General features: G+C 38.0%; 17 protein-coding genes. 5 read left to right on the top strand and 12 right to left on the bottom strand.

What is annotated here, in order from left to right; genetic code table 11:
• Positions 1 to 137: 137 nt before the first annotated feature.
• Positions 138 to 1,061 (top strand): metallophosphoesterase, encoded by a 924-nt coding sequence (locus BC008_RS43445; protein WP_027844653.1) that lies wholly within the window; start codon positions 138 to 140, stop codon positions 1,059 to 1,061.
• 90 nt (positions 1,062 to 1,151) lie between these two features.
• On the opposite strand, the gene BC008_RS43440 is transcribed toward BC008_RS43445, so the two are convergent.
• From BC008_RS43440 to ltrA, 10 genes are all read right to left on the bottom strand, one after another.
• The gene (locus tag BC008_RS43440) at positions 1,152 to 1,943 is read right to left on the bottom strand and encodes a YdcF family protein (protein WP_027844654.1); all 792 of its coding nucleotides are present in this window, start codon (positions 1,941 to 1,943) and stop codon (positions 1,152 to 1,154) included.
• A gap of 375 nt (positions 1,944 to 2,318) precedes the next feature.
• Complete coding sequence (locus BC008_RS43435) at positions 2,319 to 2,819, bottom strand: hypothetical protein (RefSeq protein ID WP_027844655.1); 501 nt, start codon at positions 2,817 to 2,819, stop codon at positions 2,319 to 2,321.
• A 10-nt stretch (positions 2,820 to 2,829) separates the two neighbouring features.
• A complete protein-coding gene (locus tag BC008_RS43430; protein ID WP_027844656.1) occupies positions 2,830 to 4,374 on the bottom strand; it encodes a bifunctional aminoglycoside phosphotransferase/ATP-binding protein in 1,545 nt (514 codons plus the stop codon).
• Positions 4,375 to 4,484: 110 nt separating this feature from the next.
• Positions 4,485 to 5,090, bottom strand: a complete 606-nt coding sequence (locus BC008_RS43425; RefSeq protein WP_027844657.1) for a 50S ribosomal protein L25/general stress protein Ctc — start codon at positions 5,088 to 5,090, stop codon at positions 4,485 to 4,487.
• 410 nt (positions 5,091 to 5,500) lie between these two features.
• On the bottom strand, positions 5,501 to 6,844 hold the full coding sequence (locus BC008_RS43420) for an adenylosuccinate synthase (protein WP_027844658.1): 1,344 nt from the start codon (positions 6,842 to 6,844) through the stop codon (positions 5,501 to 5,503).
• Positions 6,845 to 7,460: 616 nt separating this feature from the next.
• Positions 7,461 to 8,678, bottom strand: a complete 1,218-nt coding sequence (locus BC008_RS43415) for an LL-diaminopimelate aminotransferase (RefSeq protein ID WP_027844836.1) — start codon at positions 8,676 to 8,678, stop codon at positions 7,461 to 7,463.
• Positions 8,679 to 8,783: 105 nt separating this feature from the next.
• The gene (locus BC008_RS43410) at positions 8,784 to 9,113 is read right to left on the bottom strand and encodes a thioredoxin family protein (protein ID WP_027844837.1); all 330 of its coding nucleotides are present in this window, start codon (positions 9,111 to 9,113) and stop codon (positions 8,784 to 8,786) included.
• A gap of 106 nt (positions 9,114 to 9,219) precedes the next feature.
• A complete protein-coding gene (locus tag BC008_RS43405; RefSeq protein WP_027844838.1) occupies positions 9,220 to 10,353 on the bottom strand; it encodes an ABC transporter ATP-binding protein in 1,134 nt (377 codons plus the stop codon).
• A 30-nt stretch (positions 10,354 to 10,383) separates the two neighbouring features.
• The gene (locus BC008_RS43400) at positions 10,384 to 11,112 is read right to left on the bottom strand and encodes a GUN4 domain-containing protein (RefSeq protein ID WP_027844839.1); all 729 of its coding nucleotides are present in this window, start codon (positions 11,110 to 11,112) and stop codon (positions 10,384 to 10,386) included.
• A 322-nt stretch (positions 11,113 to 11,434) separates the two neighbouring features.
• On the bottom strand, positions 11,435 to 13,171 hold the full coding sequence (gene ltrA, locus BC008_RS43395; RefSeq protein WP_036266671.1) for a group II intron reverse transcriptase/maturase: 1,737 nt from the start codon (positions 13,169 to 13,171) through the stop codon (positions 11,435 to 11,437).
• Positions 13,172 to 14,512: 1,341 nt separating this feature from the next.
• Between ltrA and BC008_RS43390 the strand changes: the two genes are divergently transcribed.
• From BC008_RS43390 to BC008_RS43380, 3 genes are all read left to right on the top strand, one after another.
• Positions 14,513 to 15,934: an NADP-dependent isocitrate dehydrogenase gene (locus BC008_RS43390; protein ID WP_027844840.1), complete on the top strand. Its 1,422-nt coding sequence runs from the start codon at positions 14,513 to 14,515 to the stop codon at positions 15,932 to 15,934.
• A gap of 285 nt (positions 15,935 to 16,219) precedes the next feature.
• Complete coding sequence (locus tag BC008_RS43385) at positions 16,220 to 16,729, top strand: MarR family winged helix-turn-helix transcriptional regulator (RefSeq protein ID WP_027844841.1); 510 nt, start codon at positions 16,220 to 16,222, stop codon at positions 16,727 to 16,729.
• 99 nt (positions 16,730 to 16,828) lie between these two features.
• A complete protein-coding gene (locus BC008_RS43380; protein WP_027844842.1) occupies positions 16,829 to 17,365 on the top strand; it encodes a hypothetical protein in 537 nt (178 codons plus the stop codon).
• A gap of 99 nt (positions 17,366 to 17,464) precedes the next feature.
• Here the strand turns inward: BC008_RS43380 and BC008_RS43375 are convergent, their stop codons facing one another.
• The gene (locus tag BC008_RS43375) at positions 17,465 to 18,742 is read right to left on the bottom strand and encodes an ATP synthase subunit B family protein (RefSeq protein WP_058184776.1); all 1,278 of its coding nucleotides are present in this window, start codon (positions 18,740 to 18,742) and stop codon (positions 17,465 to 17,467) included.
• 552 nt (positions 18,743 to 19,294) lie between these two features.
• Here BC008_RS43375 and BC008_RS43370 point away from each other — a divergent pair.
• Entirely contained in the window at positions 19,295 to 20,503 is a 1,209-nt protein-coding gene (locus BC008_RS43370; protein ID WP_027844843.1) for a CapA family protein, read from the top strand.
• A 127-nt stretch (positions 20,504 to 20,630) separates the two neighbouring features.
• Here BC008_RS43370 and larE read toward each other — a convergent pair whose 3' ends face one another.
• On the bottom strand, positions 20,631 to 21,461 hold the full coding sequence (larE, locus tag BC008_RS43365; protein WP_036264751.1) for an ATP-dependent sacrificial sulfur transferase LarE: 831 nt from the start codon (positions 21,459 to 21,461) through the stop codon (positions 20,631 to 20,633).
• Between the last annotated feature and the right edge of the window lie 25 nt (positions 21,462 to 21,486).

Genomic DNA, 21,486 nt, shown 5'->3' with positions numbered 1-21,486 from the left:
GTATCTATGTGGTTCTTCTAGAATTAATTCAATTAAACCTAATGGAAGAATTCCATATATAAAATTCATGATAAAAATTAAATTAATTTGCAACAAAATTATCAATAAATCGATAATAAATAAATTTACAAATAGATATGGTGAAAATATCAAAAATTTTAAAAAGTTCAATTTTAGGTTTTTTTGGAATTATTGTCTTTCTCGCAATTTGGGGATTAGTTGAACCGTATTTTATTGATGTCGAGCAAAAGATAGCAGTTATTCCCAACCTTCCTCCAGCTTGGGAGGGAAAACGTATCGCTCAATTGACAGATTTTCAGGTAGGTATGTGGTTTGATAATACTAACACCATACGTCGAAGCATTGATACGCTGATTGAAAAGCGACCCGCAGCAGTATTAATTAGCGGTGATTTTATTTATCATTCTTTACCAAATGCATCTGAGGAAATCGGAAAAGTTACAGAAATTATCCAACCTCTAATTCAGGAAAATATTCCAACTTATGCAGTACTAGGAAATCATGACTATAGTCACAAACCACCAAAAAAAGAACTTGGAGAACAGGTTAAAACGGCTTTAGAAAAAATAGGTGTAAGCGTTTTGCAAAATGAAGCAGTCGAGATTAATTCACCTACTGTAAAATCAGGTAATGAACCACTTTATTTAGTTGGTATTGGTTCTCATATCGCAAAAAATGATGATGTTACTAAGGCATTGAAGGGGGTTAGTAATTACTCTGGGGGCGTTCGTTCGGCGAATTCTCCTCCTCGAATTGTTATGATGCATAATCCAAAATCTTTTGCAGCATTTCCGCCTAACACAGCACCATTAGCTGTTGCAGGACACACTCACGGTGGTCAGATTAGAATACCCTTTACGCCACAATGGTCTTGGATTTCCCTAGTTAAAAATGAAGAGATTTATGGCGACGGTTGGATCAAAAACTATGGTAATGAGGGTAATAACCTCTATGTTAATCGTGGTATTGGATTTAGTGATATTCCTATAAGAATTAATTGTCGGCCAGAAATTACCTTATTTACTTTACGCTCCAAGTGAATTAATTACTTGAATGTGAATAACTGATAAATGGTAACTGTAGCCCGTAAGGATGTAGAGTTAGCCATAAACTGACAACTGATAACTGTTCTACAACCAACCCCGCAATCGATAAACAGCTAATCCAATATATTCTTTAATTACTCTAGTAAGTTTATCTAAATTGCTACTTTCAGGGATAATACTCAATATTGCAGCTTTGGGGGTAGCGCTTAATTCTGCTAATTCGCCCTCACTGACCAAAAAATCAGTTGGTGCGGGAATAGCATCAATTTTCTGCTTCTGAAAGATTAGTAGAGAACGGGGCATATGCATAGCAGAGGTAACTAATAAAACCTTTTTAATATTTCGTTCTACTAAAATTTTCTTAACATTGACGGCATTTTGATAGGTATTAAGAGAATCTGGTTCCTCAATTAATGCTGTTGATGGTATACCAATAGAAGTCAAGATATTTGCCATATCTGTTGCCTCTGATGTACCGCTACCTCTCCAATCAATCCTACCGCCACTGAGAATAATTAAGGGGGCTTTATTCTGGCGATAGAGCTGAGCAGCATAGATGACGCGATCGCCCTGTTCTAGTAAGTCTACTGTGGGTCGGGGAGGATGTGCTGAACGTGTAGAACCACCTAAAACCACAATCGCTTCTGCTGTAGGTAATTCACGCGGTGGTAAATGTTGCCATTCAAGACTTCTCACTAAATATAATGGAATCCAACCATTACTGCTAATTAATAAAATTAGTAATGCTAAAACAATAGAAATTCTGGCGATTAGTGGTCGTTTCTTCAGAAATATGAGCGCTACCACTAAAATTAAAGAAGTTAGCCCTAAAGGATAAATAAATAAAGGCAGTAATTTAGAAAGGTATAGAAACATAAAAGTATTTTGTGACTATTCAGACAATGAACCCAAATATTAAACATTTATAGCGTTCGTATCATCAGTCACAGATATATTAGTATTAACTATTGTTAATTAATCTATTAATTCCTTCTCTATTTACTGTTATCTAAAACATTACATTTTCTGGTTAGGACATTTTCCTGTTCCCTTTTCCCTTTAAATTTAAAATCTTTTAAAGCACTTTAATGATGTTATAAACAGTAAACTTAGGATTAGGAGCATAAATTTAGCGTCGTAGATAATAAGCACGATCGTGATGTGTGACGGATTGTACTCCGGACACACCAACAATCAATTTTCACTTATCGAGCGACTCAATTTTAATAATTAATCTAGCTTATAGAAATATTATTTTTCCCAGAATTGACTACCTTTACGTCGGCGTACGCGGCGAGTAGTCCTTCTTTTTCTTTTAATTGCCCGATGACTGACAATATCATCGTCACTGCTTTCTCCTTCTTCTTCTGGTAATTGATTTCTTGTATCTTCTCGACTTCCCCACCAAGCGTAAATCAATCCACTGCCAAAACCAGCAATTCCCCCCAGAAAAATACTTATAGGGGTACCATAACCAGCAATTACAAAGCCCAACATAAAAAATAACCAGAATTTCAAACCCGCGTCTATACCGTCCGATGAAGCAACGTACTGAGTACGGGTAGTATTTTTGTTGGAAGTTGATATGGAAACTAATATTAAGCCGCCGATTGCGCCCAAGAATATACTGAGACCTACATTTTGAAAAGCGTTATAAAACACTAAACTTAAAAATAATGCAAATATCAGTATGGAGATGAAGTTTTGGGAAAGTGCCGGAAATTTACCGGAGTTATTTTTGTCTGCTGCCATGAGTTAAAGGCTATTGGGAAATAACTTTTTCTAATTGTGCCGCGTGCGGTTGAGTTGTGTCCAAAATTGTTAAATAAGTTTTTTCTTGGACAGTGAATTCTTCTGCTCGATCCAATTGAGATGATAATAAATCAGGTGTGGCATCGGCAATATCACCAGTACGCTTATTTAAACGTTCTTGCAATGTTTCTTCCGGAGCAACACATTGAAGGATCTTGCATGGAATTTTGCTTTCCTCAGCCTGGGAAATTACATTACCGCGTAAATGTTGTCGGTCATACTTAGCATCCAAGATGACTGTAAAACCCTGTTTAGCAAGCAATATTCCTAATTCTGACAGTCTATTGTAAGTTTTTTCGGTCATTTGTGGAGTATACAACTCATCTCCACCCCGCTCTAATAAGGGAACTTGGGCTAAGTGTTTCCTTACTGCATCTGAACGGATAATAACTGCGCCTAATTCCCGAGATAGAAGACGTGCTGTTGTACTCTTTCCCGAACCCGATACACCGGACATGATAAATATTTGTCCTTGACGAGGTTTGGTGTATTCCCACGCTTGCTTGTAATATTCAGCAGCTGTTTTTGCTGCATTGTCTTTCACATCCCCTGGGATTCCCGGATCGTCCAATAGGAATGAAGTTACTTTAGCCCTAACGTAAGCTTGACGACTCAAATATAAAGGTAATAATTGTAAACCTTCCCAATCGCCGGTTTCTTCGATATAGGTATTCAAAAATGCATTCGCATAATCCTTCCTACCTCGTGCTTCCAGATCCATAATCGCGAAAGCAATATCGTACATAACATCAACGAAGCGAAATGGTTCGTTAAACTCAATACAATCAAAAAGTAATATCCGATCTTGCCACAGACAGATATTATTCAGGTGCAAATCTCCGTGACATTCCCGAATATATTTATTTTTAATCCTGCTATTAAATAATTCTGGAAATTTAGCGAAAAAATTATCTGTGTAAGATTTGGTCTCATCAAACTGAGCTTGAGTTTGAGGTCCACCAATATATTTTTCAGTTTGCTCGTAATTCTCATCAATGGAAGCACGAACCTGTGAAACTTTACCAAAACTGAGAATATAATCGTTAGTCTCGGTAACAGCATGATATTGAGCAACTACTTTACCTAAAGCTTTAATATGCTCTTCAGTTAATTCACCCTGATCGAACATATGACTTAACAAGGCGTTATCAGGGAATTGTTGCATTTTTAGCACATACTCCACTGCATCACTTTCACCCTGTAAATGATATTGTTCGCCATCCAAAGTAATTGGTAAAACTTCTAAATATAATTGTGGGGCTCCCCTTTGATTTAAACGTAGTTCCTCTTGGCAAAAATTTTGCCGTTGTTCGAGACTGGAAAAATCCAGGAAACCGAAGTTTACTGGTTTTTTTACTTTATACGCATAGTCCCCAGTCAGTAGCACGTAAGAAATATGAGTTTGAATTAATTTAATCGGTTCTTTTACCGGGTGAGGATAAAAACCGGGCTGTAACATTTGCTCAATTAAAGCCGGAAGGGAAGCCTCTGACATTTTCTTTGGGAATTTAAATATACTTATTGCTACTAGATTACTGCGAACTGGGTAAATAAAAAAATGAAAAACCAGGAGATAGCCCCTGGTCAATTTGATTTTTATATCGTCTAGCTAGCTTCTTCAGTTCCAGCATTTGATTGCGCGGCTTCAGTAGATGCACGGGTTTGCAATACTTGAACCACGAGTTGTTCTCTTTCTCCAGGAATTTTTACACCTTCAGGTAAAACTACTTCATGTAAGTGCAAGCTTTGACCTACGTGCAAATCAGAAATGTTGATTTCAATTGCTTGAGGGATATTATCGGGCTGACAGTTTACTTGTAACTCAGTTAAAGCGGTGTCTAAAACTCCACCTTCTTGTTTAACACCTATGGCATCACCAACAAATCGCAGTGGTACTTCCACAGTCATTTCACCGTGACCTGCAACCGCAAAAAAGCTCAGGTGGTAAGGTGTACCTTTAACTGGATGAGTTTGAACTTCCCGTAATAAAGTTTGACCTTCCCAAGGAAGATCGGTAACTTTCAAATCAATCAAAGTATTATTGATGGAAGCTTTGCGGAGCAAGTTTTCTACAGCTTTAGCATCCATTGTTAAAGCAACAGACTCTGTACCTTTGTGACCGTATAAATTCGCTGGAATTTCTCCAGAACGGCGTAAAGCTTTTGTTTTACTACCTTCTGGACGTTGTTTGCATTCAATAGTGAGTGTCATGACTAATGTTCGCTCTTATTCTTCAGTTGTTACAGGATACCGCAACAGGGTCCCTTGAAATGACAGGCAAAACCTAATATTTTACATCTAAAATATTTCTTGTCTCGTGAATTATAGCGTTACGTGCAAGTCATTAGCGCAGGTGTCCGTAGGACATAACGTAAAAACAGACAGCGTATTTAGGGACGTTAACGCTGTAGGGTATAAGCACAGGAAAATGGATTGCTCCTATGGAGACAAAAGCTTACAACTCATACCTCTTAGGATTTACCAATTTCCTAACTTTATTACGTGGTGCTATATGTCAGTTGAGGATTAGAAATATCAAAATAAAAGGCAAAGAGTTTCAATCCCTTTACCTTTTTGTGCACTTTAGACACAGTATGAATTTTAAATGGATTGGTACTTATTTAGACACTGAGCAAAGAAGCTGGCGTACCATCAGGATGTAATAAAGCCCGCTTCGGTCCATGAATGGGATCTTCCAAAATAATAGTTTGGTCGCGATTTGCTCCCAAGGAAACAATTGCGATCGGAACTTCCATCAATTCTGCCAGAAACTTGAGATAATCTTTTGCTTCTTGAGGTAAATCTTCCCAAGAACGACAATCACTAGTTGATTGTTCCCACCCTTTAAATGTTTGATATATGGGACGACAACTAGCAAACCGGCGCGAATTATTGGGGAAATGCTCACAACGTTCGCCGTCAATTTCGTAAGCAACACAAACTTTGATTTCTTCAAATTGGTCGAGAACATCAAGCTTGGTGATTGCTAAACAATCTAAACCATTTATTCGAACTGCGTAGCGACCAATCACCGCATCAAACCAACCACAACGACGCTGACGTCCAGTGGTAGTACCAAATTCAGCTCCTGCGTGGCACAGTAATTCACCTACTTTTCCTTGGATTTCGGTAGGAAATGGACCTTCACCTACACGGGTGGTATAAGCTTTTGCAACGCCAATTACCCGATCTATCATTGTTGGTCCCAAACCTGTTCCAACACATGCTCCACCCGCTACTGGGTTGGAGGAGGTTACAAAGGGATATGTCCCGTGATCTAGGTCTAAAAGTGTACCCTGCGCTCCTTCAAATAAAATATTCCGCCGCTCTTGAATTGCTTCATAGATTTTCAAAGAAGTATCGACTACATAAGGTCGCAAACGTTCGGCATAACCTAAGTATTCTTCAATAACTTCTTTGGGATCTAGTGGTGGAATATCGTAAAGCTTTTCCAGGATGACGTTTTTGTAGTTAATCGTCCACGTCAACTGCTCCTGCAAACCATCAGGATCCATTAAGTCTAAAATTCTGATACCTGTCCGCTCGGATTTATCAGCATAAGTCGGACCAATTCCTCTACCGGTAGTACCAATTTTGTAGTTACCCCGACGTTCTTCTGATGCTTTATCCAATAACCGGTGATAAGGCATCGTAACATGAGAAGTTTCTGCAATGGAGAGGTTGTCCGTGGAAATATTCAACTGTTCGAGTCGGTCGAGTTCTTCAATCAACAGCTTCGGATCGATCACTGTTCCAGAACCAATAATACATTGAGTCTCTGGATATAAAATTCCCGAAGGTATTAAATGTAGTTTAAAGGTTTCGTCCTTAACTACAATCGTATGACCCGCGTTAACACCACCCTGATAACGGACAACAACATCTGCAGAGCGACCGAGTAAGTCTGTTATTTTTCCTTTACCTTCATCGCCCCATTGGGCACCTATGACAATAACGTTAGCCAAGCTTTTTTCTTAAATTTATAATGTTTTCACAAACAAAAATTATCATCAAAAATTTTTCATTTTGTCAAGTTTCTTAAATAAGATTTTTTCATGTGAGATGTGTGATTTCAAATAAAATTTGTAACAAATACTTTTAACTGAAGTTTTTTGGTATTTCTAACTTTACCCATAATTAGTAATGGGTAATTGGTAATGGGTAATTGGTAATGGGTAATTGGTAATCGATAATTGATAATTAGTTATACAACAAGTAATGAGATTTTTATTCACCCATATTTTGTGTGCCCACATTTAGATAGCCACATTTAGGATTTAGGCTATGCAGATAATCGTGTATGCTTTGACCACAGAATAATCAACTGTAGTTAACCTCAAAGGTATTAAATAACTGTTTTACGGATAATTTTTTACCTAGAAGATTGAACCAAATAAATTTAAATTCAGTAAAAAGAACATGAAAGAGTTATTCATGAAGTAATGATCCATGAAATCATCCATAAACTTTAAAAAAATAGAATTTCAACACATAAAATTACTGGATAATTAAATACCTAAGCTCTACATATCCCAAGAAATAAAATGTTTGAAATTCTCCAGTAACCAATCCAGAGTTAACTTAGAAAAGTTTGGCAATTCTTTCAACTGCAGTTCTTAAAACAGCTGGTTCGCGAACTAAAGCAAAACGAACATAGCCTTCTCCAGACTTTCCAAATCCAGCACCAGGGGAAACTGCTACTCCAGTTTTTTCGACCAATTCAATACAAAAATCAATCGAATTTTGTTTCCAAGCTTCTGGTAGTTGTGCCCAAACATACATAGTCGCTTTAGGGGTAGGAACATCCCAACCAATACCATTCAGAGCAGCGACAAGAGCATTGCGACGATCGCAAAAAGTCCCAACAGCAGCTTTTACACAATCTTGGGGACCAGTGAGTGCTGCACTTGCGCCATTGAGAATTCCTCGATATTGATTAAAATCCACCACAGCTTTGACCTGACGTAATGCTTTAATCAATTTTGCATTACCGATCGCATAACCAATACGGAATCCACCCATGTTGTAGGATTTAGACAGGGTAAAAAACTCAATGGAAGTGCTTTTATCTGTATCTGCTTGAAAAATAGAAGGAGCAAAGGATGAAGCAGGAATGATATCTATTCCCGGCTCGCCAACGATTTTTCCTTTGTCATCATCCTCAAACACCAAATCTGCATATGGGAAATCATGGACGAGAACGATACCATGGTGCTGACAAAATTTTACTGCTTCCTGGAAAAAAGCTAGTGTTGCCACCCCTGTTGTCGGATTATGGGGATAACTTAATACCATCATCCGTGCCTGTGCTAAAACAGACGATGGAATGTCAGCAAAAACCGGTAAAAAATCCATTTCTGCTTTTAACGGCATTGGATGAATTTGACCCGCAGCAAGGTAAACTCCCCCTGCATGGGATGGATAACCTGGATCTTGCAGTAAAGCATAATCACCAGGATTAAGTACTGCTAAAGGTAAGTGGGCGGTACCTTCCTGAGAACCAATTAGAGGTAAAACTTCAGTTTCTGGATCTACGAAAATACCAAATTTTTTCTCGTACCACTGAGCCGCAGCTCTTCGAAATGCTGCAGTACCGTGAAACAACAAGTAACCGTGGGTAGAGCTATCCTTCAAAGACTGAGCGATCGCATCGACGACATGGGGTGCAGCAGGTAAATCCGAAGAACCCAAAGATAAATCTATTACTTGCTTCCCATTCGCCAAAGCCTTCGCTTTCGCTGAATCCATATCAGCAAATACATTCGACTCCAAAGGTTTTAAACGTGTAGCAAATTGCATGTTACTTTTTGTCCTATGTGCTATAGACACAGGCTAAACTAGCTTAACTTAATTTTTCCAATTACCAATTACCCATTACCTATTATTTATTACCAAAAATCAATTTTATTCCAGATTAGTATTAATAAAGTTGAGTAATTTTTCCTTACCAATAGCACCTTCAGTAGCTCCCAAAAGCTTATCTTTATGAATTAATCTGAAGGCAGGAACCCCTTCAACCTTATATTGCTTTACAGTAGCCGGATTGGGATCAACTTCCATTTTGACTACTTTAAGGCGATCACTATATTCTTTCGCAGTGGCGTTGACTAGTGCGGACATAAGTTGACAAGGTCCACACCATGTAGCCCAAAAATAAACTAATACTGGCTCTTCAGCTTGAAGAACCTCAGTTTCAAATTCTGAATCATTTATGACGATCGCACCCTTACTCATGTCAGTCTCCCGAGCCTTAGAACTTTACAATTTGGCACACAAAAATAATTTATCCCAATCCGGAAACACTTAACCACTCAAAATTCTTTGAGTAAAGAGCCAGAGGCTATCGCTCAAGCAAATAAGGGTATAATTTATTGCCTGTATCCACTTCAAAAACGAATAAATTATTTAAGTCCAATTTAACAGTCAAAATCTCGCCGGGATTAGGACGGACAGCCGCAGGTGCTGGAAAATCTAATGGTACTCTTTCATTGGGTAAATTTGCCCGAATTAAAGTTTCTCTTCCTAAAGGTTCCACCACTTTTACTTTCACTTTTAGTGCTGCAGTATTAGCAGTATTTTCAGCACTAATTTCTGGGTTGATATTCTCCGAACTGATTTTGATATACTCGGGACGAATTCCCAAGTCATAATTTTTGTCCGAGAGTAACTGAAGTTTTTCTTGGATTGATAAATCTATTCCTAAAAGCTGACCGCAAACCTCAAAGCTTTCACCCTTGTACTTAGCCGGTAAGATGTTCATTGGTGGGCTACCGATAAAAGTAGCGACCATCCGATTGTGAGGTTGATTATAAATTACTTCGGGAGTACCAATTTGTTGAATTTGACCTCGATCTAATACGACAATTTTATCGGCTAAGGTCATTGCTTCAACTTGATCGTGAGTTACATAGATCGTAGTATTTTGCAGGTTTTGATGTATTTGTTTTAATTCTGCTCTTGTATCATCTCGCAGTTGAGCATCTAAGTTAGATAGGGGTTCATCCAATAAAAAAACTTTTGCTTGTCTGGCGATCGCTCTTCCTAAAGCTACCCTTTGCTGTTGTCCCCCGGAAAGTTGCTTTGGTTTGCGTTCCAGAAGATGTTCCAAAGCCAGGGATTTTGCAACTGAATTTACGCGATCGCGAATTACTTTCCGGTCAACTTTGCGCATCTGCAAACCAAAAGCAATATTTTGCGCCACAGTCATATGGGGATACAGCGCATAATTTTGGAAAACCATCGCCACATCCCTTTGTCTTGCAGGTACCTGATTCATCAACTTGTCGCCGATGTAGAGGTCTCCAGAGCTAGCTGTTTCCAAGCCAGCGATCGTTCTTAGAATCGTAGATTTACCACAACCCGATGGACCAACCAAAACCCAAAATTCGCCATCGGGAACTTCAAAAGTAATATCTTCTATAGCAGTGACATTGCTAAATCGGCGCTTGATAGCTTCCAGACGAACGTTTGCCATGGTAATTATAGTCTTATTTAAGTGAGAGAATTATTTCTTAGAATCTGCCGACCAAGCAGGATGAGCAAATAATGAAGCAATCACTCTTACCCCTCGTAACTGATTAGATAAAGGTAAGTGAGCCTTAGGAGCATCTAAACTCCAAATAAATTCCCCAGGGTAACGCGTCCAGTTATTACCATTTTTCCAAGCAATCTTCGCCCATAAACTTTCCCAGTTTTTCCCCAAACGCAGCCAAAGTTCCCGTTGCACCGAAAAACCAAATTTTCCTTCCGAATGGACTAACCACAACTTATTAATTGTTTGTAAGTCCGCAATCGGAAAACTTTCAACCTCTGTGAAATATATCCACTTACGCTTAATAGCGTCTTCCCCGGCTAGTTCACACATTTTTTGTAAAGTCATTTGGTCAGCCGCTTGAAAATCTTGGCTTGCTAATAACTTTTGCAAAGGAGCATAATCAATTTCCCGCTCCGAAGTCAGGGGAATCACTCCCTGGGGAAAATTTGTTTGCAAAAATTCTTGAACCGCAGGCAAATTGCAATTATAAAGAGCAGTGTAGGCTTTGCCATCAATCCAAGTTGCTGGATTTTCGCGACGTTGCAGCAAAAATTCCATTAATATATCGAGCCCTGCGCTTTGTAACTCAGCTAATTCTGAGATCGTTTGCTGTTGGACTTTTTCAGACCCAGCGATTAACTGGCTGCGAAGAGCTTCGATGTCATTGAGTGAGCCTGATAAAATCATCGGGTCTGTCATGTCATTAATCGTGGAATAAAGTCAAAAATAAAGGTTATTAGCCGTTAAGAATAAGATTTTAAGTAACTTAGCTCATCAACAAGCGCGTATCCCGGCATTATCCGGCTTTCTGAGATTCCAGAAACTCCAGAGATTCAAACTAGTGAAGTATTTATACGTGTATAACGCTTGAAGACTTAGAACTTAGTAATAACGACTACTGTCTCCTAAGTGAGCTATTGAAGCATCACTTTCTAAGGATTAAACTCAACGAGATTGTCACCAACCCCGTTGGTCTTCAGAACGGTGCGTGAAAGTTTCCCCTCACACCGCTCCTCTGTGCTTAGGTGCTTGTTATGCATACCTTTTGCGTTGGATGTGAATCATCCTTTGCAGTTTTCTCATCGTGGCAATGACGATGTAATAGTTGTAGATTTTTGTATTCGTCCCTTCCTCCTTTGGATTTGGGTGTTACATGGTCTACTTCCATGACATCATCTTCTCTGAAGAGTAGTCCACAATGTACGCATTTTCCTTTTTGTCTTTTCAGTAATTTGGCAGTTCGAGTTGGCAGCGATGCGCTCTTTCCTTTTCGGGTAGCCCAGTAGACCAGGTTGCCATCAAAAGGTGACCTATCTTGCTTCACTTTAACGTGCCTAATGATTGATGTATCACTGTGCTTCAGAAGCTTCATCGCTTCTTCGGTTTTATTTGTTGAAAAGACCCAGTTTGCGTTCCCGTGCCTGTGCCAGTATCTGTTAGATACCCAAGTCCGGGATTTGCTGTGGTGCCTCCTTTGACCCCAAGCTTTCAGTTTTAGATAGATTAAACTATCTAAAACTGAAAATATTTCAGCACTAATTACGGTTGAGTAATATGCTGTCCATCCCTTTATGACAGGGTTAAGACGAGCAATAAGGCTTGTCTGAGATGCTGATTTGTGCGTCTCTATTATATTGGACATAACCTCATAATGCTTTTTGATACTTTCTTCGCTTGGCTTGATTATCGTTTTAAATTCCTGTTTTGACTGATACTTGCCTACTTGGTACTGTGTTATCTGGAATCCTAGGAATTTAAACCCTGGTTTTTCCTCCCCAATGCCTTTTAATGTATGGCTGTATCGAGTTTTGCTGGGTTTAAGTTCCAACCCCATTTCTTTTAGCCAGTCTTCAACTATTTCCCTGCACTTGTGGATCACCCTTTCGTCGGAGTGTAGTATTACGAAATCATCTGCGTATCTAATCACGTCTGGTGATTTGAATTCTGTTCCCTTTCTGTGAAACCAGGTATTTTTCCCTGTGTGAGACATTCGAGGAAATTTAGCTTTGATGACCGATTCTAGACCGTGTAAGGCTATGTTAGCCAGCAGTGGGCTAATACATCCTCCTTGTGGAGTTCCTTCATCTGTAGGGAATAATCGACCCCCGTTCATGACTCCTGACTTTAACCAAGCTTTTATTTGACCACGTATTTGTGATGAAGTATTTAACTTGTTGAGTAGTTTTTCATGCTTGATCTTATCAAAACATTTTGCAATGTCCGCATCCAGCACATATTTCGACTTATGGTTTATAGCTATAAATATTGCTTCGATGGCGTCATGACATGATCTTCCAGGGCGGAACCCATATGAGTTTTGCTCAAATTTGGCTTCCCATTCAGGTTCTAGAGCTAACTTTGCTAGGGCTTGCTTTGCTCTCTCGTGGATTGTGGGAATCCCCAAGGGTCTCTTCTCGCTTTTCCCTGGTTTGTGTATCCAAACTCTTCTGGTGGGTTGTGCTTTTGAAGTTAGCTTCAGGTTGTTTGCCATTTGTAATCTGGCAGAAGGATTGAGGTTTTTCACACCATCTACTCCAGCTGTTTTCTTCCCTTGGTTATCTTGTGATATCCTGCGCACCGCGAGACGCTTTGCTGCTTTGGAACTTAACAATAATCGTTGTAGTCGGCGTACTGTCTTCGCTTCGCCTCGTTGAGCGGCTCGATAAATGCGCTTTTGCAGCTTATACACCTGTCTTTCCAGCTTTCGCCAGTTGATAGATGCCCATGTTTCCGTAGTCTTTATACTCGTATAAACCATATGTACTGCTACTATCTCCTTTATCTTCCTAAGCTCAGTGAGTACGTGGGCGTATTCTGTACATTACATTCAGACATTAGCTTCTTACTCAATCTCTCCCTTAAATAGCATCCGGTTAGCACCTACTTGAAATATTCGACCTTTTCAAGGGCTATAGAAGGGTTAATTCGTTCCGAGTATCCATTTGTCGTGTCCTTAGAGTGATGCTCTCCACCGGGTTTATTGGGGGTATTTATTGGTCAAAGAGAAGATTGCCAATCCCTTGTATCCTTTGCCTTTTGGCTCCAGTGTGTCAGCCTTATTTCACTGGTTTTCTATAACGATGGCTCAACCGCATCTTCACTTTCGTTACTCATAGACACCTGCTCGATGTGTACCTACTTGGGCTGTTAGTACTGAGCACCTTTACTCCCTGCTTTAAGGATTGATGGCTAGTCGCTACCTTAAGGGAATTGCTGTCTCCGTCATACCTACGGGGCAGGGGTTTCACCTACATGGATATTCAGTTATCAAATGTTGTTGTTTAACAACTTTTGCGCTTAATCCTTAAATACTATGTACTTATTTCTAAGCAACGAATCGCACTTATCTCTTAGAATCTGCGACCTTAACCTATCTTAGGTCGTAGAGCTTCAATTACAAGCCAAAGCTTAACCTTTTACTCCGAACATTATATTGGAGCAATTGACATTTTCTCATATTTGCGATCGTAATTTTTAGAAGATTAGCACAAGGTAAAGACTAAATTTTTACTCAATTGCCGATATAAATATTATTTCAATTTAGACTCTAATGCTACATGGTTTTTAGATTCTTACTTGATGTCTGAGATGTATAAATTAACTTTATTGCACTTTTTATGCTTTATTTTTTGTATTTTGCTATATATTTGAAATAGCAAACTAGTGAAGCATCTATCTGTAATTTTGGTTTGTCATATTTGGTGTTGAGAACATTATTTTCAAACCTGAATTTAAGTTTAAAGTTGAAGCTCTTAAATAGATAGTAAAAATAGAAAAAACTGTCACATCAATTGCGATTCCGGTAAATTTGCTGTGACTGTTAGCGTAATTATGATTCCTTTTCTTGATAACTAATAACTTATAAGCATTAAATCTAAGTTTTATATAAATTTAGTAATGCCAATTTTTAATGGCAAATTAATACTGAAAATTAGTAAATAATATTTGGGAAAATCTGCGTTTTATAATATTGTTCGGACAATAATAAGTTTGTTCGCACAAGGAACAGTACAATTAGTACCTCTCTTACGAAATAAAGCTTTCAGGGTAACTGCCCGAGGGTTCAATTTCTCTTAACTTTAGTCACCAGGAATGGACAATGTACAAACATATTACTCCCCCTACAACTGGAGAGAAAATAACTTTTAAAGGTGGCGAACCAATTGTTCCCGATAATCCAATTATTCCTTTTATTAGAGGAGATGGAACAGGCATAGATATTTGGCCTGCGACTCAAAAAGTATTGGATGCAGCCGTAGAAAAAGCATACAAAGGGAAGCGTAAAATAAGCTGGTTCAAAGTTTATGCTGGCGATGAAGCTTGCGATGTATATGGGACATATCAGTATTTACCGGAAGATACTTTAGCTGCAATTAAGGAATATGGTGTTGCAATTAAAGGTCCATTAACAACTCCCGTTGGTGGGGGAATTCGTTCCTTAAATGTAGCTTTGCGACAAATTTTTCAACTTTACGCTTGTGTCCGTCCTTGTCGTTACTATCCAGGTACTCCTTCGCCTCACAAAAATCCTGAAAAACTGGATGTAATCGTCTACAGAGAAAATACGGAAGATATATATTTGGGAATTGAATGGAAACGGGACGATGAAATTGCAAAAAAATTAATTTCCATTCTCAATCAAGATTTAATTCCTGCGACCCCAGAACACGGTAAAAAACAAATCCCCCTTGACTCTGGGATTGGTATTAAACCCATTAGTAAAACAGGTTCTCAGCGCTTAGTTCGTCGCGCCATTAAACACGCCTTACAATTACCCAAAAATAAGCAGCAAGTGACTTTGGTGCATAAGGGTAACATTATGAAATACACTGAAGGTGCTTTCCGGGACTGGGGTTACGAACTTGCAACCAGTGAATTTCGTCAAGAATGCGTCACCGAAAGGGAATCTTGGATTTTAAGTAACAAAGAAAATAAACCTGATATCTCCCTGGAAGAAAACGCGCGATTGATAGATCCCGGTTATGATGCTCTAACTCCAGAAAAACAACAGCAAATTGTCAAGGAAGTCGAAGCAGTTCTCAACTCCATTTGGGACAGCCACGGGAACAGCAAATGGAAAGATAAAATCATGGTGAATGATCGGATCGCCGATAGTATTTTCCAACAAATTCAGACTCGCCCAGATGAGTACTCAATTTTGGCTACCATGAACCTCAACGGCGACTATCTTTCAGATGCTGCTGCTGCAATTGTTGGTGGATTGGGAATGGGACCGGGTGCGAACATTGGTGACTCTGCAGCGATTTTTGAAGCAACCCATGGTACCGCACCAAAACATGCTGGTCTGGATCGAATTAACCCCGGTTCAGTCATTTTATCCGGCGTCATGATGTTGGAATATTTAGGTTGGCAAGAAGCTGCAGATCTAATTAAAAAAGGAATTGGGGAAGCGATCGCAAATCAGGAAGTTACATATGATTTAGCACGATTGATGGAACCCAAAGTTGAACCTTTGAAATGTTCCGAGTTTGCCGAAGCAATTATTAAGCGTTTTAGTTAGATATCATACTCTCACAAAGACAAATAACTGGCACTAAATTTGTAAAGTCCGCTTGTGCGGGCTTTTATTTGCGATCAAGTTATGTGTGAATTTATTTTTTATTCCAATCAACTGGAAGACTTTTAAAGTATGGAGAATTTGAGCATCACTATCAACCAATATCAATAAAAAAACTCAAAATTCTTTTCAGTAGACAAATTATGATCCAAACGAGTTAGATTTATTTGTGCGGTTCTAATTAAAATAATTTGTAAAGCGCTCATTAAATTAACTTCTAAAAAATCCATGGTAAATTCTGGTAGCTTTTCTTCTCCTCAAGCATTAGAACAACTTGCTAAACGCTACCCGGAATTAGATCTTTCCTCAGTTGAAACTTGTCTTAGCTTTTTGGATACGACTACTGATGTTCACCAAGCATTAGATGCTCATTTTGCTCGCTATGGTTTATCGATGGGTAAATTTAGTTTATTAATGCAGTTGTTTATTGCTCCTGAAGGAAGATTAACACCTTCAGAGTTTGCCGAACGTGCTAATGTAACTCGTGCTACGATTACTGGACTTTTAGATGGACTTGAAAGAGAAGAATTAGTCAAACGCCTACCTCATCCAGGTGATAGGCGTAGGCTTTGCATTCATCTTGCAGATAAGGGAAGAGAGCTGATTTCTAAAATGCTACCAGATCATTTTTACCGTACTAGTGCCATGATGGCTAATCTCAACGCTACTGAGAAGAAGCAGTTTATTAAGTTACTCAGTAAACTTCGTACAGGCACTTCCGCTATGCGAGAGCCATAATCGGTAGTATGGCAAATAAATATTTTCACAAACATTGCTTTATAATTTAGTTAGGCACCTAACTATTAGTTACCTAACAATTTTCAAGGAAAGTGAAATATGAAAAAGTTAAATGTAAAGCAGAAGCAGTGGTTAATATCCATTCACGTAGTATTTGCTGGAATTTGGTTTGGTACAGCTTTATGCATGATTGTTATTGCCCTGATGAACCGCAACACTACCAATGGTGATGAACTGTACGCGATTAATTCAGTGATGAAACTGTTGGATGATTTTGTGATTATTCCTTCAGCAAATTTATCTTTACTTTCCGGTGGTTTGCTTTGCTGGCTGACAATTTGGGGTTTTTTCAAGCATTACTGGGTAATTGCTAAGTGGTTTGCAACAGTAACTCTAATTGTTGCAGGTACAATTTGGCTTGGTCCTTGGACAAATACGATGACTGCAATTTCCGCTGATGAAAGATTGCAAGCGCTACAAAATCCTCTATACGCTTTTGACCGTAGTGGTGTAATTATAGGTGCAATTATTCAGACTTCTTGTCTGTTAGCGATCGTAGCAATTTCTTTTCTTAAACCTTGGGGAAAACGAGATACTAAAAACCAAAATCAATCTAACTCAGTTTCTTCTAACTGACATCAAATGTTCTTCTATAGACCTAATTTTTACACTTTAGATCTGAAGGAGATAGCATATATTTTAAAATGCCGGTATAAGCAATTGAATATAAAAAGTTTAGGGGTAAGAGTAGCCATTAGTTTGGCTTGGAACTTGCGGCGATGTTGAATACGTTGAATTGTTATAGTTTGTGATATTAGAAGGTTGTCGATTGTAAGACCTTAAATTTTGATTGTAAGTATTAGAATTTTTTAAATTATTAGGAGTTGTTAAATTATTGGGAGTGACAATATTTTGCCTAGGGTTTGGCACACTATAAAATCTAGTGGTGTTGGGTCTAATATTAACTGAGTTTCCAGGTGTAACATTATTTACTTCTGGGACGACAGGTCTATTTAGCTGCCTTATGGAGTTCATATTAGTCTGCTGTGAGTTGTTAACGTAATTTTTGTAAGGGCTTGAATAATTATTTTCATAAGGATTTGACGAAAAACTTCTGATATTAGTTTGAGGATTAACTTGACCGGAAGTATTGACAAAGCTTTGGGGAGATGACTGAACAGAGTTAATATAAGGACTTTTTAAATGGGTATTTATACGAACTGGATTAGGAAAATTTCCTGAAAAGTTGGAATTATTAGTATTCCGGTTCAAATTACTGGAATTATATGAAGGAACAACTGGTACAGCAACATTAGTTTGTAATTGCGAACCAGATTGTATTTGCAGCTGTTGTTTATTTTTATTCTCAAGTTCTTCGATCGCAATCTGTAAAGCATTTATCCCAGCAGGATATTGAGGAGAATAATTGGGAGTAGTGGTAAAAGCTCCCGAATATGACGTCGTTTTTAATCTTCCAGAAGAACCGCTATTTGGATATTGATTTTGTGTAAACTGCCCGCCATCAAAAGAATCCTTGAATTCCAGCAATTTATTTGCTTGCTGTAAAAATGGGTTTTTTACTTTTGAGTTTAGTCTATTTTGTTTGGTTATTGCCTCATAATTTAATTTAATTTGATTTCGAGCATTATTCTGCCGTCTAGCTTGATTTTCAGATGCTGCTTGTTTTTTAACAGCCTTAATTTGTTGCTTAAGTTTAATTACCTTATCGGAAAGATTTTTTTGTTTAGACTCGTAAAATAAAACTGGTAAATTATCAATATCAGCGGCGATCGCTTTGTCTTCCTCAGATAAAAAGAATTCAAGTGGTTGGGTACTTTCTGGATTTTCTGTTCTAACAGTAGAGAAAAAATTAGGATTTATCCAATATTGTCTAATTAGTAAACCGATTACAGATAAAAAAATTGCCGTACCCCAAAAACTAGGTCGGGCTAAGTTCCATAACCTGGCTTTAAGATAACGTACAGAAGCAGGAGAATGATTTTGAGGAGACATGGTTTGCAAAAAAGCTCAAACTTACTCGAAGAAATTTACTGGGATATGAGTGTGTAAATTTTGATTCAGTGAATATAGCTTTATGCTAACCGCCAAAAAAAGATTAGTCATTAGTTAAATACTATCTATTTTCATAACTTGAAGCGTTTTTAAATTAAGTGGCTACTAGGAATAAATAAAAACATGTTTGTACCTTGATTTTGTAGTGACACTACTTAATAGCTCGCATCAAATTTTCTTAAATAAAATTATTTCAATTAATTCAACCACACGTACATTTAAATTTTTAGAGTGCTAAATTTATCTTAAATTATGTGAATAGAAAACCACAATGAATACTGAAAGCAACGGTGTTCAGGGTTAAAATAATCTTATTGGTGCTAAAAGTTTCCTCATAACATAACCTGTGAGTGATGAATAACAGGTGATTCACAAAGTTACTCAAGGCTTGTGTATCAATAGTCTCAATGAATTGGGATTATTGATTTTTGGCTGTTTGTTTGTGTCAATAACTGAAAATCCAATACGTATGGAAGGGAGTTGAGGGTTTTAATGACTACAAATCATCACTTAAAAAAAATATTGTCATTTAGCTTTATTATTTTTTGTTTCTGTACAGGTATTGGTATAGGAATATTCATACGCTTTGGACGAATACAAACATTAGAAGCTGCAACAACATCACCAGTTCTTAATCAAATCAACTCATCAGATACTCCAGGATCTACCGAGCCGGTTTCATCATCTTTGCAGAAACAACTTATAATCGATCAACAAATTAATACTCAAAACATTACAATTCAAGCAGTTGGAGATATTATTCCAGGAACTAATTACCCCAATTACAGGTTACCTAGAAATAAAAATCAACTGTTTCCCCAGTCAGTTAGAAGATATTTACAGAGAGCAGATCTGTTATTTGGTAATTTTGAAAGTACCCTTACCAAGCATCGGTACAGTAGCAAGGATATAAGTAGGGGTCAGGTTTTCGCTTTTCGTTCCCCACCTGCTTATGCAAAGTTATTTAAAGATGTGGGCTTCGATGTATTCAATATTGCCAATAATCACGCCCTTGACTTTGGGATGGTAGGTTTGAAAGACACGGTGAATCATCTCAAGTCAGTGGGAATTGAAACTGTCGGTCATAAAAATCAAATTCTTATCGTAGAGGTTAATAATTTAAAGGTTGCGATGCTTGGGTTTGCGCCCTACGAATTTTATAATTCTATTCACGACCTAGAAGCTGCAGAAAAATTAGTAAAAGCTGCAAAACAAAAGGCTGATATAGTTATAGTCTCAATGCATGCAGGAGCAGAGGGTACAGGAGCATTACGAGTTAGAAATCAAACAGAATTTTTCTACGGGGAAAATCGCGGTAACTCGATCAAATTTGCTCGTCAAATGATTGATGTGGGAGCAGATATTGTACTCGGACATGGTCCTCACGTTCCCAGAGCTATGGAAATATATAAGGATAAACTCATAGCTTACTCTTTAGGTAATTTTTTGGGATATAAAACTTTATCAACTAGAGCCCAAACTGGTTATTCAATGATTTTGGAGACAAAAATCAATCGGGAAGGAAAATTACTAGGAGCAAAAATTATCCCGGTACATCTTAACAGTCAAGGTATTCCTTACATCGACCAAAATTTCCGTACAGTAGGGCTATTGCGTTATTTGATTAATAAAGATTTCCCCCAAACTCCTGTGAAAATAGATAAGAAAGGAGCAATTGTACTTGCAAATGCTGAAAGATAAAAACTACATCCAGCTTTAATTAACAAACAATAGGAGTACTTGGGTTTTAATCAAAGAAAAGTTATTAACAATTACCAATTACCCATTACCAATTACCCATTACCAATTACCCATTACCCATTACCAATTACCCATTACCCATTACCAAAGACTCTTTATTTAAAACTCGATTTAACTTTCCACTACGATAACCTTCTAGATCTAAAGTGACATAAATAAATCCCAACTCTTGAAATGTAGAAACTACCGAATCCAAATCAATACTCAGGATAAAATCTTTGATTTTTTCTGGTGGTAATTCAATGCGTGCTGTATCTTCTTGGGAACGTACGCGCAAATTTCCCCATCCCAATTTTCGTAAGTAAATTTCAGCTCTACCAACACGTTGTAACTTAGCTACGGTAATTTCTTCACCATAGGGGAAGCGAGAACTCAGACAAGGTTGTGCGGGTTTATCCCACCAATCTAAACCAAGAGATTGAGAAATTTGGCGTACCTCTAGCTTACTAACACCTACTTCAGCCAAAGGAGAACGCGCACCCCTTTCTTTTGCAGCTTGAATTCCTGGACGATAATCTTTCAAATCGTCAGCATTAACACCATCGACGACATAGGGATAACCCAATTTTTTTGCCAAAGGTTTGAGAGTATCGTGCAGTTCACTTTTACAAAAATAGCAACGATTAACAGGATTAGAAGTGTAATTAGGATTTTCCATTTCCTGAGTTTCTACAATCTGATGGGGTATTCCAATCGTTGCTGCTTGAATTTTGGCATCTTCTAACTCTTCCGGCAACAGAGAAGGTGAAACAGCAGTGACAGCTAATGCTTTTTTACCCAGGACATCGTATGCAATTTTAGCCACTAAAGTACTATCTACACCCCCAGAGTAAGCAATTAAAGCTTGTTCCATTTGTAGAAATATCGTTTTTAATTGCTCAATTTTTTCGCTTCCCATAATACTTTCCCACTCAAACTAAAAT

Source organism: Mastigocoleus testarum BC008 (assembly GCF_001456025.1).
Taxonomy (GTDB): Bacteria; Cyanobacteriota; Cyanobacteriia; order Cyanobacteriales; family Nostocaceae; genus Mastigocoleus; species Mastigocoleus testarum.
This window is presented reverse-complemented; position numbering and strand designations above follow the sequence as displayed.